At 31.1% G+C, this 16,195-nt stretch carries 11 protein-coding genes and 5 other annotated features; of the genes, 1 reads left to right on the top strand and 10 read right to left on the bottom strand.

Going from position 1 to position 16,195, the window contains the following annotated elements; all coding sequences use genetic code 11:
- Positions 1-15: 15 nt before the first annotated feature.
- Positions 16-1,167: a PucR family transcriptional regulator gene (locus tag B5S50_RS21280; RefSeq protein ID WP_217302775.1), complete on the bottom strand. Its 1,152-nt coding sequence runs from the start codon at positions 1,165-1,167 to the stop codon at positions 16-18.
- A 339-nt stretch (positions 1,168-1,506) separates the two neighbouring features.
- Here B5S50_RS21280 and B5S50_RS21275 point away from each other — a divergent pair, with 339 nt between their 5' ends.
- Positions 1,507-3,468: a cytidylate kinase family protein gene (locus B5S50_RS21275; protein WP_217302774.1), complete on the top strand. Its 1,962-nt coding sequence runs from the start codon at positions 1,507-1,509 to the stop codon at positions 3,466-3,468.
- Between the two features lie 100 nt (positions 3,469-3,568).
- On the opposite strand, the gene B5S50_RS21270 is transcribed toward B5S50_RS21275, so the two are convergent.
- The 9 genes from B5S50_RS21270 to B5S50_RS21230 form a co-directional block, all read right to left on the bottom strand.
- Positions 3,569-3,835, bottom strand: coding sequence for a hypothetical protein (locus B5S50_RS21270; protein ID WP_217302773.1), 267 nt, complete (start codon positions 3,833-3,835; stop codon positions 3,569-3,571).
- Positions 3,836-4,329: 494 nt separating this feature from the next.
- On the bottom strand, positions 4,330-4,905 hold the full coding sequence (locus tag B5S50_RS21265; RefSeq protein ID WP_065079513.1) for a transposase: 576 nt from the start codon (positions 4,903-4,905) through the stop codon (positions 4,330-4,332).
- Complete coding sequence (locus B5S50_RS21260) at positions 4,868-5,407, bottom strand: winged helix-turn-helix domain-containing protein (protein ID WP_217301872.1); 540 nt, start codon at positions 5,405-5,407, stop codon at positions 4,868-4,870. Before B5S50_RS21260 ends, B5S50_RS21265 begins: the two co-directional genes overlap by 38 nt.
- A 130-nt stretch (positions 5,408-5,537) precedes the next feature.
- Positions 5,538-6,029: an acetolactate synthase small subunit gene (gene ilvN / locus B5S50_RS21255; RefSeq protein ID WP_217303838.1), complete on the bottom strand. Its 492-nt coding sequence runs from the start codon at positions 6,027-6,029 to the stop codon at positions 5,538-5,540.
- Between the two features lie 15 nt (positions 6,030-6,044).
- Positions 6,045-7,655 (bottom strand): biosynthetic-type acetolactate synthase large subunit, encoded by a 1,611-nt coding sequence (gene ilvB / locus B5S50_RS21250; RefSeq protein ID WP_217302772.1) that lies wholly within the window; start codon positions 7,653-7,655, stop codon positions 6,045-6,047.
- A gap of 60 nt (positions 7,656-7,715) precedes the next feature.
- Positions 7,716-7,911: a binding site (T-box leader), on the bottom strand.
- A gap of 394 nt (positions 7,912-8,305) precedes the next feature.
- Positions 8,306-8,504, bottom strand: a binding site (T-box leader).
- 380 nt (positions 8,505-8,884) lie between these two features.
- Entirely contained in the window at positions 8,885-10,543 is a 1,659-nt protein-coding gene (gene ilvD, locus B5S50_RS21245; RefSeq protein WP_217302771.1) for a dihydroxy-acid dehydratase, read from the bottom strand.
- 51 nt (positions 10,544-10,594) lie between these two features.
- Positions 10,595-10,786, bottom strand: a binding site (T-box leader).
- 422 nt (positions 10,787-11,208) lie between these two features.
- Positions 11,209-12,222, bottom strand: a complete 1,014-nt coding sequence (ilvC, locus tag B5S50_RS21240; protein WP_217302770.1) for a ketol-acid reductoisomerase — start codon at positions 12,220-12,222, stop codon at positions 11,209-11,211.
- 378 nt (positions 12,223-12,600) lie between these two features.
- On the bottom strand, positions 12,601-13,614 hold the full coding sequence (gene ilvC, locus B5S50_RS21235; RefSeq protein WP_217302770.1) for a ketol-acid reductoisomerase: 1,014 nt from the start codon (positions 13,612-13,614) through the stop codon (positions 12,601-12,603).
- A 264-nt stretch (positions 13,615-13,878) separates the two neighbouring features.
- Positions 13,879-14,074, bottom strand: a binding site (T-box leader).
- Positions 14,075-14,675: 601 nt separating this feature from the next.
- Positions 14,676-14,874: a binding site (T-box leader), on the top strand.
- Positions 14,875-15,177: 303 nt separating this feature from the next.
- The gene (locus B5S50_RS21230; protein ID WP_217302769.1) at positions 15,178-16,116 is read right to left on the bottom strand and encodes an AEC family transporter; all 939 of its coding nucleotides are present in this window, start codon (positions 16,114-16,116) and stop codon (positions 15,178-15,180) included.
- Positions 16,117-16,195: the final 79 nt, after the last annotated feature.

Genomic DNA, 16,195 nt, shown 5'->3' with positions numbered 1-16,195 from the left:
CTGTTTATCATGCATTTACAATCTCAGATATTCTTTAATATAAAAGGCCATCCTTAAATTAAACTTATCCTCCGTTGAGGTTAAATCTTTTTTTAAAAGATCATGTATTTTCTTCATGCGATAATTGATGGTATTGCGATGGTTATATAGGAAATTTGCAGTTTCCTGAATGCTGCCATCAAAATCCAAATATACTTTCAGAGTTTTTAGCAGTTGGGTGTTATTCTTCCTGTCATAATCTATTATGGGATCAAGCATTTCAAAATATATATTTCGTAGTAATTCTTTGTTAGATACAGAACTCAGTATGCGAAATATACCAAGATCATCAAAATACACACAGTCCTTATTCGAAGCTTTAGCTGTTTCTAAAGCATAGGAAGCAGTAGAGTAGCTAAAATAAAGTTTTGATAATGAAGAAACTTTTTCACCTATTCCTATTTGAGGTCTCAATATTGATGAGTTTAAAGCTATTTCATTATCAATTATTTCAAAATAGTTTTTCATAAGATTATTTAGTAATTTTTTTGAGCATTCCTGCAGAATTAAAATATAATAGTTATTTTTTAAAAATATATGATATTTTATCGACAAGAGATTAATACAATTTTGTAATTTCAACGGCGAACTAATATTAGTTATTTTAGCTGCATAATAAGAAGATTCTGTAGGATAACCATTTGAATTTAAAAGAGGAATATAATTTTTAACATTTTGTGAATCGAATATTACATTGTAAAACAGCTTAGACAAAGTATTTTCCAGGTATTTATCCATAAATATCTTATTACAGTAATCTTGCATAATATCAGAAATGTGTATCTTCCAAGGCATTATAAAAAGAGGGAAATTTTCTGAATTACACAGTTCAATAACTTCTCTAGAAATATCCTTAATAAGAATATATTTATCAGTATTTATTAACAAGCCGCTGCACTTTCGGTAAATTAATTCTCTAATTAATTCATAAAGCCAGCTTATTTTTGTTCCAGCTGACAAACCAGTAGTAATAACTAATTCATTTCCTCTTAGAAAATCTGCATTTTCTATATCTTCAGCAAGGTACACCCAGGTTATATCATTTATGAGGCCTTTTTCCCCTGCGATTAACTTGATCTTATATATTTCTTTTGAAGATGAATAAAATTCGGATAAAAGATAACTCATATTTTGACTCCCTTTTATAATTTTAAATTGATTTTTTAATAGTATATCATAAATTTTTTTATTTGTTTTGTACTCACAGCATAAAAAAATCAGGAAAATTTGTGTTTGTTTACTGTTGTCATAAAATTTAAAATATGCTATAGTTTAATCTAACAAGGACATGGCAATGTATCTGTTATAGTTATTTTTGCCATGTCCTTGTTTTTTATCTGCATAATTTGTAAACTGTTATCTCCCACTTTGATAGAAGTTGGAGTGTTACAGTAGGTAGCCATCAGATAAATGGTTATTGTAAAACTTAATTAATAAAACAATAATTTATTGAAAAGGAGAGCTAACATGATAAAAAAAATTTTAATTGCAAATCGCGGTGAAATTGTAAACAGGATTATTCATACATGTAATAAACTTAACATTGAAACTGTTGTTGTATACTCAGACGCTGATAAAAATGCTGATTACATTAACAAAGCTGCAGAAAGCTATAATATCGGCCCTTCCGCACCTGTTAAAAGTTACTTAAATATTGATGCACTTGTAGATGTTATTAAGAAATCAGGGGCAGATGCAGTACATCCTGGATATGGATTTTTATCAGAGGCAGCATCATTTGCTAATGCAGTTACTGCTGCAGGTGCAAAATGGATCGGACCTGACCCTTCAATTCTAGAAAACATCGAATCCAAATGTTATTGTCGTATTATTGCTAATAAATTAGGAGTTCCTGTTACACCAGGAACAATTAAGCCGATTTCCAGTATAAAAGAAATTTACGATACTGCAGAAAAAGTCGGATTACCTATTTTACTTAAACTGGACAAAGGCGGCGGAGGTAAAGGAATAGAAAAAATCACTTATTTTGAATCTGAAAAAGTCACACAGGCTATTTTCGAAAGCATGCAGAGAATAGGAAATATGGCATTTGCAAGTGGAGATATTTACATTGAAAAAGCAGTACTATCTCCTAGACACATAGAAGTACAGTTTATAGCAGACGACTATGGAAATGTAGTCTGCTTAGGAGAAAGAGAATGTTCTATTCAGAGAAGATATCAGAAGATTATTGAGGAATCACCGTCAACTGTAGTTACTGAAGAAGACAGAAAGAAACTTTATTCATATACACAAAAGATAATCAAGGAAATGAAATATTCCGGAGCAGGTACCATTGAATATTTAAGGGGTGCTGATGGAAACTATTATTTTATGGAAATAAATGCAAGGCTTCAAGTAGAACATCCAGTATCCGAATATGTTGTAAATATGGATTTAGTAGAAAATCAGATTCATGTTGCAAACGGAGAAAAATTGCCATTCAAGCAGGAAGATATTAAACTAAAAGGCCACAGTATTGAATGCCGTATTTATGCAGAAGATCCCAAAACCTTTAAACCTTCGCCAGGTACAATTACAACTTTATCTTTTCCTGATGCCTCGGATGGAACTGTTCGTATAGAGCATGCTATTCACGAAGGATACAAGATTTCTCCATTTTATGATCCTATGCTCTGTAAACTTGTTGTTTGGGAAAAAGATAGAACTACCTGCATTGCCAATATGATAAAAGCATTGAAAAACTTTAAGCTAGACGGAGTTTCCACAACCATAAATACTAATATTACAATAATGCGAAATAAAAGTTTTGTCTCCGGCAACTTTACCACAGCTTTTCTAGAAAATGAAAAGGTAAATATCGGATTAGAGAATTATGTAATAACTATTTCTCGCCAATTCGGGAGCCTGGGGCGTCCCATTGCTAAAAAAATGGCTGAATTGTTAGGTGTTGAATACTACGACAGGGATATCGTAGAAGAAGCTGCAAAGAAGATGAATTTGCCTGTATCTACTATTGACAGTGGAGAAGAAATAGATAAAAATGAATATAAAAAAATGAAATTTCCACTAGGAACTAGTTCAGAAAAGATACAGGAAGAAATATTTGAAGCCCAAAAGAAAATCATTTGTGATCTGGCAGATAAATCATCCTGTATATTTGTAGGAAGGTGTTCTGACTATATTTTAAGAAATCATTCAAATCATTTCAGCATATTTATCTATGCTCCATATGAGATACGAAAGGAAAATTGTATCAATATACTTCATATAAATCCGGACGAAGCAGATAAGCTGATTAAAGAAGTTGATGAAGCACGTCAGCTATACAGCCTAAGTTATGCAAAATCATACAGTGATAATGTACTTTACAAGGACATTTTAATTAACAGCAGCCTATTCGGCGGAGTTGATGAAACAGCAAAGGTATTAGTTAATATGATTAGAAAGAAATTTAATCTTGCTTAATAAAAATGGAGGTATAGATTGTTTTTACACAAATCTATACCCATTCCCTTTCATATTTAATATTCGTACAATTTCGCATCAATATATAGTGTTTATCAACTTATACGCATTCTTCCGATATATCACCTTCTATACTGCTGATAATTACAACTTGATCTGGTAAATCTTCAATTTCAATTTTAATTTCTGTAGATTCGTCTACTATGTCTTCATTACAACTTTTCAGGTACTCATAAAGATTACAAGAATTAATATAACTGTTTTCATTTACATTCACAGTTAATTTGTTTACTCTTGAAAATTTTTTTGATTTACAGCATTCTATTAAGCCTTGGGATATCTTACTCAATAATATGGTATTATCCATGTCCGTGTCCCTCCTCTAAATTTAATTTTCATACCACCCTTATGGCATTTCATCTATAATTTTAAATAAGTTCTTTACTTCAAATATTAATTTTGTATTCCCATCTTTTAAAATATAATTTGTCTATATTAAGTATATAATTTTTATTTGCTAATATTCCTATTTATAAGTAATATTAGCAAATAAAAAAATACCTCTTTGCCTTTAATATAGTGATTCTAATTGAAATTTTAACTTATACATAAAATATACTAACAAAATGGAAATCACACTTAAAAACTTTTTTTATAAGTCTTAGTGAGGTATTTTAGAAAATTTTAGAAGCTTATATATGTCTGAGGTACGAGTTTATATAAGCTTCTTTAGATTTTCAAAATACTGAGCTTTAGACTTATAAGAAGTTTTTAGTGTGATGATTTTTGTTAGTATATGGCTGGCATAAGTAAACTTTCAAACTAGAAACTCTATATAGGGTTTCTAAGTGATAATTTAACTTATACTAGGAAACTTCTAGCATAAGCTAATGAATGAATCTTAGCAAAATTAGAATTAAGTTCGTCAAAAAGAATTTTAATATCTGATACTAATTCCCATATACAACTTCTAGCAGATGGTTTAAACAACTTTGCTTTTAGGTTTCTCCACATATTTTCTTGAGGGTTCATATATGGGGAATACCTTGGTAGAAGTACTACCTTCAATTTATCTTTGTTATCATAGTAAAAGCTTTGCATTAGCTTACTTGTATGGGTTTTAGCATTATCCATAAATATTACAATTTTTTTATTAGGATTAAGTTCCATCAGATATTCTATATGCGACTTAATTTTTTCAGATGTTATAGATTCTTGGGAAGAATAAACATCATTGACAGTATGAAAATTATTTAAAATTGAAGTAGACCCTACAATATTTACCCCTTTATGCGAAGCATTCTTCTCTAGTATAGGGGGATTACCTACAGGGCTCCAAGATGAATAGTTGTCCGACTCTATGCTGATACCAGTCTCATCTAATGCATATACAATAGTATCAGATGAAGACTCTAAAGTATCTAGCAGTTTTGGCATTTTTTTTAAAAGCTTCTTGTTCATCTTTATCAGCTTTTGTAGGTTTAGGTTGAGATCTTTTATAAGATATATTATGAGATATTAAAATGGATCTGATAGTTTCATTACAAACTTTTACTCCATATGTTTTTTCAACATATAGAGCTAAAAGCGCTAAAGTCCAAGTATGACATGTAAAATCAAAATCTATAGGGGATTTTTTTAGAACTACGTCTATAAGATCATCAACTATTTCTGGTTCTAATTTAGCTTCACTACCGCCACGATGATCTTTTATAGCTTTGATGCCAACTTCGTTCCAATTTTTAATATGTTTAACTATAGATACTTTACTTAGACCTGTTTCTATCATAATATCTCTATTTGAGCATCCTCGATATCTCATAGTAACCACAGCTAATACTAATCTAGTAAATTTAGAATTCGTAGTGTTTTTTAGCTCAATTAAATCTTCAATTTTATAATCATACAGTGATTCTATTTCAAATGATTTTCTTCCCATAATTAAAACTCCTTTCTCCGTACATTTAGTATTTGGAGAAGAATTTTAATTATTCTGTATAAGTTAATATTTTAGTTAGAAACCCTATATATTTAAGACAAAAGAGATATTTTTTATTATAAATTTGCATTTAATCTTCCAGCTTACTTCCCCTTTGAAGTGCAGTAAGTCCAGTACGTATAATTTCCTTTATTCCATAAGGCTTCATTAGTTCAATAAAAGCAGTTATTTTCTTTTCATTTCCGGTTATTTCAATTATCATACTTTTTTCATTCATATCTACAATTTTACCTCTAAAAGTATTTACACTCTCCATAATTAGCAATTTATTGTTGGACTCTGCAGAAACTTTTATAAGAGATAACTCCCTATAAACAGATGTATCTTGGTTCAATTCTATTACTTTTATAACTTCAATCAATTTATTCAGCTGCTTACTTATCTGTTCAAACATATAGTCATCCCCAATGGATACAATAGTCATTCGTGATATTTCAGGATCTCCTGTAACTCCTACAGTAAGACTGTGAATATTATATCCCCTTCTACTAAAAAGTCCAGCTACTTTACTTAAAACACCTGAATGATTTTCCACTAGCACTGACATCACATACTTTTTTATAATACTCACCTCTTTCTAAAAAGTTCTCTCATGAGGATCTACAATACACTCTATCAAAAATGCCCTATTTAAATTTAACGCTTCTTTAAAAACTCCGTTAAATTCAGAATCATTTTCTACTCTCTTAGCTTTTAATCCATAAGCTTCTGCAAGTTTTACAAAATCTGGATTAGTCCTAAAGTTTACTCCAAATTCACCAGAATATTTATTGTCTTGTATCTCCCTAACCATACCCAGTCCTGAATTGTTAAACAACACTATAATAATATTTATATTATTTTCAGCAATAGTTCCAAGTTCAAAAAGACTCATTTGAAATCCACCATCACCTGCAAAAGCTATAACTTGTTTGTCGGGGCAGGCAATTTTGGCACCAATAGCTGCTGGTAGAGAATAACCCATAGTTCCAAGGCCTCCGGAAGTTAAAAATTTTCTATTTCCTACCATCTTAAAATTGCGGACACACCACAATTGATTTTGTCCTACATCTGCAGTTAAAATTACCTCTTCCCCTAATATGTCAGAAACAGTTTGCAAAACATACTTAGGATTAACTTTATCTGTAGGTTTTCTTTCTATATGCAAATCTTTCTTCCAATTTTTAATTTCCTCCATCCACTTTTCTATCTGTGGAGATACTATTTCTTTGTTTAAATCTGATAAAATATTTCCACAATCACCGACTACTGGAATATAAGTGTCCAAATTTTTACCTATTTCAGCAGGATCGATATCTATATGAATTATATCTGCATCCTTTGCAAAATTCTTTGCCCCACTGATAGTTCTATCTGAAGCTCTAGCTCCAATAAGTATTAAAACATCTGCATTTTGCACAACTTTATTGGCATAAGCAAAACCATGAGTACCTATTAAGCCTACATAATAATCACTATTTTCATTTATACATCCTTTTCCCATAAGAGTATGGACAACAGGTATATGTGATTTTTTAACAAATTGCTCCAATTGATTTTGTGCATTTGCCAGTATAACTCCACCACCTGCGCAAATAAGAGGTCTCTTGCTAACTTTGATTCTGTCTATTATTTTCTTTATTTGCCCAGAGTGTCCCTTAACAGTAGGTTTGTAACCTCTTATATTAACACTATCAGGATATTCAAAATCAATATCCTCTTCCATTATATCCATAGGTATATCTACAAGTACAGGACCTTTTCTACCAGTTTCAGCTATATAAAATGCTTCCTTTATAGTCTTAGATATGGATTTAGCATCTCTTACAAGAAAATTATATTTTGTAAAAGATTCTGTAGCACCTGTGATATCTAATTCTTGAAATACATCCCTTCCAATTAATGTAGACTTAACCTGGCCTGTAATAATAACAAGAGGAATGGAATCCATATATGCAGCAGCAATAGCAGTAATGAGATTAGTTGCACCAGGTCCTGACGTAACTATACAGACTCCCACTTTTCCAGTGGATCTAGAATATCCACTAGCGGAGTGTCCTGCAGCTTGTTCCTGTCTTACTAATATATGCTTCACATCTGATTTTCTCAAAGCTTCATATATAGGAACCACTGCAGCACCAGGATACCCAAATACCATATTCACATTTTCTTTTTTTAAACATTGGATAACTGCTTCAGCAGCTTTCATAGCCATCTCTCCTTATAAATTCAATTTAATAGGATTTTTGGGTACAAAAAAACAGACTCCTTATGGGGTGAGAAGTCTGTCACGGTACCACCCAATTTTATTACTCAATTTAATAACGGCAAAGCCGGCCCAGCTTACTAACTTCAGCTTACAGCTCAAGGGTGAGTTTCAATATTACATATCTGTGAGTTTACACCAAAACCCTCACTCTCTTTAAAATATTATAATATCTATTTATCCCTTTCAAAGCTTTCATATATTAATACGTATTTTATATTTTCTAATTTACATTTACAAATATTTTCTAAAAATTAAATTACTTAAATCAAATTTAAATTTGATACACTTATACACACTAAATATTTATCTGATGGTTACCTACTGTAACACTCCCACGCGCACAGCGAAAGCGACTATACCAAATCAAAGATTTGGAATATCTGCTTTTCTATCAAAGTGGGAAATATTAGAACCCTTGAGCTTCAGTGATTTAGAGTTCTTATGCTGTGCATAACAGTAGCTACGCCCCTAGATAATTCATCTAAACTTAGTGGGAGAAATAAAATCCCACTAAGTAAGATTCATTGATAATTCAAAGTAATTATATAGGTAATTTTAGGTTAAAAATTAGCACAAAAAAACAGCCTTTCTCTTGAGGCGAGAAGTCTGTTCGCGGTACCACTCAATTTTATTACTTAATTCAATAACGACTCACACCGGTACAGCTTACTATAATTTCAGCCTACAGCTCAAGGGTGAGTTTCAATATGAAATATTTATGGGTTTACACCAGATCCCACTCGCTTTAAAATATACATCACATTTAATAGTCCCTGTCATAGCTTTTATTATTTAAATATGAATATATATTACTATAAAACAGTTTAAATGTCAATAGTTTATTTTAATTTTTTTAGTTAAATAATATATTTACTCAACTTTCACATATATCAAGTTAAGAATTAATAATGAAAAATTAATAGTGAAGGATTATTTTTAGCTGTCGCAAAAAATCTTTAAATTTATATAAATTAGCAATGTTTCGCTTTAGCGAAACGAGTAGTGGTGAAAAGCTTAATCAAAGATTTTTTGTAGTGTAACGGAAAAAAATCCACATTAACTATTAATTCTTCATTCTTAACTATTAATTAAAAATATTGCTTAGCAAAATTTTTAAACTGCAAAAGTTGAGTATATTTGCAAATTAAAAGTAGATTAAAAGTCTATCTTTATTTAAGAACTGCACCTGTATTTGCAGAAGTAACTAATTTTGCATACCTTGATAAATATCCTGTTTTTATCTTAGGTTCAGGCTTTACATAGTTCTTTCTTCTCTTTTCAATTTCTTCTTCACTTACTTTTAACTCCAACTTTTTATTTGTAATATCTACAAATATAGTATCTCCTTCTTCTACAAGTCCTATTAGTCCACCTTCCATAGCTTCTGGTGATACATGGCCTATAGATGCCCCTCTTGTAGCTCCTGAAAATCTTCCATCTGTTAAAAGTGCTACATCTTTATCTAGCCCCATACCAGCTATAGCAGAAGTTGGTGAAAGCATCTCTCTCATTCCAGGTCCACCTTTTGGTCCTTCATATCTTATTACAATTACATCACCTTTATTTATTTCATTGCCAAATATAGCCTTAACTGCTTCTTCTTCAGAATTATATACCCTAGCTGGTCCTTCATGTACCATCATTTCTTTTGAAACTGCAGATTCTTTAACTACAGCTCCATCTGGTGCCAAGTTTCCTCTAAGTATTGCTATTCCGCCTTCACTGCTGTAAGCATTATCTACACTTCTTATAACTTCATAATCAATCACTTTAAAATCTTTTATAGTTTCACCCACAGTTTTTCCTGTAACAGTAAGTGCATCTTCATTTATAAGACCTTTCTTAGAAAGTTCATTCATAAGAGCTGGTATTCCTCCTGCCAGATGAAGATCTTCCATATGATGTTTACCACTTGGACTTAATTTTGTAAGACAAGGTGTTTGTTTACTTATTTCATGAAATAAATCCAAATTAAGTTCTATACCTGCTTCATGGGCAATTGCTGGAAGATGAAGTACTGTATTTGTAGATCCTGCCATAGCCATATCTACTGTTATAGCATTTTTAAATGCATCTAAAGTTAGTATATCTCTTGGTCGTCTATTGTTCTTTACACAATCCATTACATACATTCCTGCATATTTTGCCAGCTGATTTCTCTCACCAGTTTGTGCAAGGGCACTTCCATTCAGAGGTAAACCCATTCCAAGTACTTCTGTAAGACTGTTCATACTGTTTGCTGTAAATAATCCTGAGCAGGAACCACATCCAGGACAAGCTCTCTTAGCTTCCTCTTCAAGTTCTTCCTCGGTTACTTTTCCGTCACTGCAGGCTGCCACCTTTTCAATACAAGTACTAAAGTCAAGTGCTTTATTATTTAGCTTACCTGCCCTCATAGGTCCTCCACTTACTACTACAGCTGGTATATTAAGTCTTGCAGCTGCCATAAGCATTCCAGGTACAATTTTATCGCAGTTAGGAATGAGTACCAATCCGTCAAAACCATGAGCCATTGCCATAGCTTCAATTGAGTCTGCTATTAGTTCTCTTGAAGCAAGAGAATACTTCATTCCAACATGACCCATTGCAATTCCATCGCAAACTGCAATAGCAGGGAACTCTATAGGAGTACCCCCAGACATTGCTACTCCAAGTTTTGCAGCTTTTGCTATTTCATCTAAATGCATGTGACCTGCAACTATTTCATTTTGTGAATTTACTATTCCTATAAGAGGTCTTTCAATTTCCTCTTTTGTATATCCCATTCCATACATAAGTGCTCTTGCTGGAGCTGCCTTAATTCCCTTTTTTACTGAATCACTTTTCATTTTTAGTATCCTCCTTAAATCTGGAAATTTTTTGTAAAAAAATAACCGCCTGCCTGGGTCAAGAAGCTTTGCGGTACCACCCAATTTTTTCTTAATTCTAATAACGGTAATACCGACACAGCCTACTAATTTCAGCTTGCAACTCAGGAGTGATTTTCAAAAGTTTCGCATTCATGAGTTTCCACCTTATCTCAATTCTCTAAAAATACTACACTACTTACTCTTCTCCATCATAGTTTTTATAATACATATATATAATTTCGTAATAATTTTCGCACATTTTATCTGATGGCTACCTACTGTAACACTCCCACTTCTATCAAAGTGGGAGATAACAGTAGCTACGCCCCTAGATAATTCATCTAGACTTAGTTGGAGAAACAAGCTCCCACTAAGTAAGATTCATTGATATTTATAAGCCCTTTTTTATTTACAAGTAATATCTACCTATAATTATTTTGCCCCTAAAAAGATAGATATTGATATTACAGGGATTAGGGGAAAATACCCCTACTTCTCCTGTAAACTTAAGTCATCCGCTAAACGATAAGCCCCCTTATTCATAAGCGTTATTCATAAGTAACTTTTTTATTGATATACTGTTAAAATATTGCCCCAATTTAATCAATATTTTAATACTATCAAATGAACATTCTACTTTTTAACTACTCATTATCAGGATTTTCATTGATCCATGACATCATTGATCTAAGTTGTTTACCAACTTTTTCTATTGGAGCATCTTGTTCTATTCTTCTTCTTGCTGTAAATCCTGGTCTTCCAGTTTGGTTCTCAAGAAGCCATTCTCTTGCAAATGTTCCATCTTGGATCTCTTTAAGAGCTTTCTTCATCTCAGCTCTAGTATTTTCATTTATTATTCTCTTACCTATCTTATAATCTCCATATTCAGCAGTATCACTTATAGAATATCTCATTCTATTTATTCCGCCTTCATATATCAAATCAACTATCATCTTCATTTCATGTAAGCATTCAAAATATGCATTTTCAGGAGCATAGCCAGCTTCAACTAATGTATCAAAACCTGCTTTGATAAGTTCAGCAACTCCTCCACAAAGTACTACCTGTTCACCGAATAAATCAGTTTCAGTTTCAACTTTAAATGTTGTAGTCATAACTCCTGCTCTAGTTCCGCCAATTCCTTTTCCATAAGCTAAAGCAATTTCTTTTCCTTTTCCACTGTAATCTTGATATACTGCATAGAGACATGGAACTCCATTACCTAATGTATATTCTCTTCTAACTATATGTCCTGGTCCTTTAGGTGCAATCATCAAAACGTCTATGTTCTTAGGTGGTACTATTTGATTAAAATGAATGTTGAATCCATGTGCAAAGAACAATGCATTTCCTTCTGATAAATTATCTTTTATGCTCTCATCATAAACTTGTTTTTGTTTCTCATCTGGTAGAAGTACTGTTATAATATCTGCTTGTTTAACAGCTTCAGCTATTTCATATACCTTAAATCCATAATCTTCAGCCTTTTTCCATGATTTACTGCCTTTATATAAACCGACTATTACATCGAGTCCACTTTCTTTTAAATTCAAAGCATGTGCATGTCCCTGACTTCCAAAGCCAAGTATAGCTATCTTTTTTCCTTTCAAGAGATTCAAATCTGCGTCCTCATCATAATAAACTTTTAATTTTTCCATAATACTTTCCTCCTGAATAATTTATTTATACTATTTTTATATATATTGAATTTTTTAATACTTTAAATATTTAAATAATATACTATTTGATATTTAAAAAATGACTTGTAATTCCCATAATTAAGAACTTTATGACTATTACAAGTATATGTATTTCTATAATTATTTTGTCCCTAAAAAACTAGATTATTATATTACAGGGATTAGGAGGGAAAAGTGCCTCCCCTACTTCTCCTGTAAACTTAAGTCGTCCGCTAGATGATAAGCCCCCTTATTCATAAGCGTTATTCATAGTAATTTTTTTATTGATATACTGTTAAAATATTACCCCAATTAATCAATATTTTAATACTATCAAATGAACATTCTACTTTTTAACTACTCATTATCAGGATTTTCATTGATCCATGACATCATTGATCTAAGTTGTTTACCAACTTTTTCTATTGGAGCATCTTGTTCTATTCTTCTTCTTGCTGTAAATCCTGGTCTTCCAGTTTGGTTCTCAAGAAGCCATTCTCTTGCAAATGTTCCATCTTGGATCTCTTTAAGAGCTTTCTTCATCTCAGCTCTAGTATTTTCATTTATTATTCTCTTACCTATCTTATAATCTCCATATTCAGCAGTATCACTTATAGAATATCTCATTCTATTTATTCCGCCTTCATATATCAAATCAACTATCATCTTCATTTCATGTAAGCATTCAAAATATGCATTTTCAGGAGCATAGCCAGCTTCAACTAATGTATCAAAACCTGCTTTGATAAGTTCAGCAACTCCTCCACAAAGTACTACCTGTTCACCGAATAAATCAGTTTCAGTTTCAACTTTAAATGTTGTAGTCATAACTCCTGCTCTAGTTCCGCCAATTCCTTTTCCATAAGCTAAAGCAATTTCTTTTCCTTTTCCACTGTAATCTTGATATACTGCATAGAGACATGGAACTCCATTACCTAATGTATATTCTCTTCTAACTATATGTCCTGGTCCTTTAGGTGCAATCATCAAAACGTCTATGTTCTTAGGTGGTACTATTTGATTAAAATGAATGTTGAATCCATGTGCAAAGAACAATGCATTTCCTTCTGATAAATTATCTTTTATGCTCTCATCATAAACTTGTTTTTGTTTCTCATCTGGTAGAAGTACTGTTATAATATCTGCTTGTTTAACAGCTTCAGCTATTTCATATACCTTAAATCCATAATCTTCAGCCTTTTTCCATGATTTACTGCCTTTATATAAACCGACTATTACATCGAGTCCACTTTCTTTTAAATTCAAAGCATGTGCATGTCCCTGACTTCCAAAGCCAAGTATAGCTATCTTTTTTCCTTTCAAGAGATTCAAATCTGCGTCCTCATCATAATAAACTTTTAATTTTTCCATAATACTTTCCTCCTGAATAATTTATTTATACTATTTTTATATATATTGAATTTTTTAATACTTTAAATATTTAAATAATATACTATTTGATATTTAAAAAATGACTTTTAATTCCCATAATTAAGAATTTTATGACTATTGCAAGTGCATATATTCTATATTTTATAAATTATTTAATTGTAAAATAATTTATTTCAATTTTAAGAACCAGCATTTGAACAATTACCACTAATTTTTTGTATAAAAAAACAACCAACATTCTCTGCTTGGGGCGAGAAGTTTGGTCGCGCGGTACCACCCAATTTTTTACTCAAAGTAATAACGGTTTTACCGGTAAAGCCTACTTAGTTTCAGCTCACGACTCCAAGGCTACCTTCAATAGTCATATTTATGAGTTTTCACCAAAATCTCACTCTCTAAGAAATACTTCCTATTTACTCTTCCCTATCATTGTCTTTATACTCTACAATTGTACCAATTCAAAATATCAATTAGAAATAACCCCCATGGATATAACTAATAAATACCACTATTTATTTTATTAATACTAAAATAAACCTAATTAGTTTTAAATCACTTTGAAAAATTTATTTGTTTTTGAAATTTACTTTATCAATATTTAGTGTATGTGACGATAATAATACCTTATGAGAATAATGTCAATAGTTTTTCTAAAACTTTCTTTGTTTTTTTATTGCATTATGTTTTTCCTACATTATATTACCGTAAAAAATATTTTTCATAATTTCATAAAAGCAAATACTCAAATAAAGTTTACAACTCAAAACTTAACTTATATTCTAAAGCATATTGGTAATATTTCAATTTAAAATGAATACCTTATAGAAAACAAAGCAATATTTATGATTAACAATTTTGAGTAATTATCAATGAATCTTACTTAGTAAGAAAATCGACTATCACCAAATCTTTGATTTGGTGATAGTCGATTTCGCTGTGTGCGTGAGAGTATTACATTAGGTAGCCATCAGATAAATTAAGCAAAATATATAAAAAAATTGTTGACATACATATTTTTTTATAGTATAGTTAGTGCAAATAAAAAAACGATGACGGAGAAGAGTAAACAAAGATATGCTTTCAGAGAATGGGGATTTGGTGGAAACCCATAAGCTACAGTTGTTGAAAATCACTCCTAAGTTGCAGACTGAACTTTATATAAAGTAAGTTATGCCGGCACAGCCGTTATATATACGAGTAATAATTTGGGTGGTACAGCGACAGACCTTCGCCCCATTGGGGTGTATGTCTGTTTTTTTTATACTCTATTTTAAGTTTATTTGTTTTTTAATTTATTTTATCAAAAAAATTTAGTGTGTGTATGTAATTTAAATATTAAAATTTAATACTAATGTATTTTCATATTTTATCTTTTTTATCCAATTATCCGATAACTATAAAACTGCAATTGTATTTTAATTTGTTTTTACGTGTTTACTTTATTATTTAGTAGTGTATAATTTTATTAATTTTAGAAATAAGTGTATCATAGTTAAGTGAAAAGTTGATAATTGAAAGTTGAGAGTAAATGCTAACTCTCAACTATATTATAGCCATATATATAGGAATAACTAGTAAACTTAAGGCCGTTGTCAATGATGTAACCACTGCTGCATATTCATAGTCAGCACCATATGCCTTTGCCACTATAGAAGTATTTGTCATTACTGGCATAGCAGCTTGTATTATAAACACTTTTTTCATGAGCTCAGGTATAGGAAAGAAACCTGCCAGAAATATTATTAAAACTGGTGATATAATAAACCTTCCTATTAGAACAAAAAATATATCTTTACTCATCTTCATTTTCTTTATATCCACATAGTAAATTGTTATCCCTATAAACAACATAGAAAGTGGAGTCGTCATATCTCCAAAGTATTTACATGTATCCATAACAAACTTAGGAAGTTTTATTCCACAAAATATAAATATCATTGCTATTATAAATCCCATAAGTGGAGGAGAAAATATTCTATTTAAAGTTTCCTTTGAAAAAATACTTGTTTTTTTATCAGCTTGTCCATCTGAGCTTATTCCATAAGCACCTATTGTCCAAAAAAAAGTAGTATTTGCTATATAGTATAAAAGCACATAGGGAACACTTTTTGAACCAAACAATGCCAAATTTATAGGGAGTCCAATAAATATGGAATTAGATACAAAAAACATAGACCTAAATGTACCAGTTCTCTCCTTTTTCACCTTTATGATCTTAGAAATCAATATAGCTAGTATATAACCTATAGCCATAGATAGAACTGGTATAATAAGTCCTTTCCCTATATGATCCAATTTATCTCTTGTAAAATTACCCATTAAATTAGAAATCATAAGGCAAGGAAGGGCTACATTGCACACTAATTTTGAAAATACTTTTGATATGTTCTCATTAAGCCATTTAAATTTTGTAAGCACACATCCTGTGCATATCATAATTACTATGCTAAGCACACTTCCAATTGCATTTAATACTACCATCTGTTCATCCCACCATCTTCATCTTTAAATTTACCAAGTGCATCCGCTAATGCAAAAGATGACAGCTTTTGTCCAAAAT

This window comes from Clostridium sp. 001, from assembly GCF_019056555.1.
Lineage (GTDB): Bacteria > Bacillota > Clostridia > Clostridiales > Clostridiaceae > Clostridium_B > Clostridium_B ragsdalei.
The sequence above is the reverse complement of the archived record's forward strand: the minus strand, read 5'-3'. Positions and strand labels throughout refer to the sequence as shown.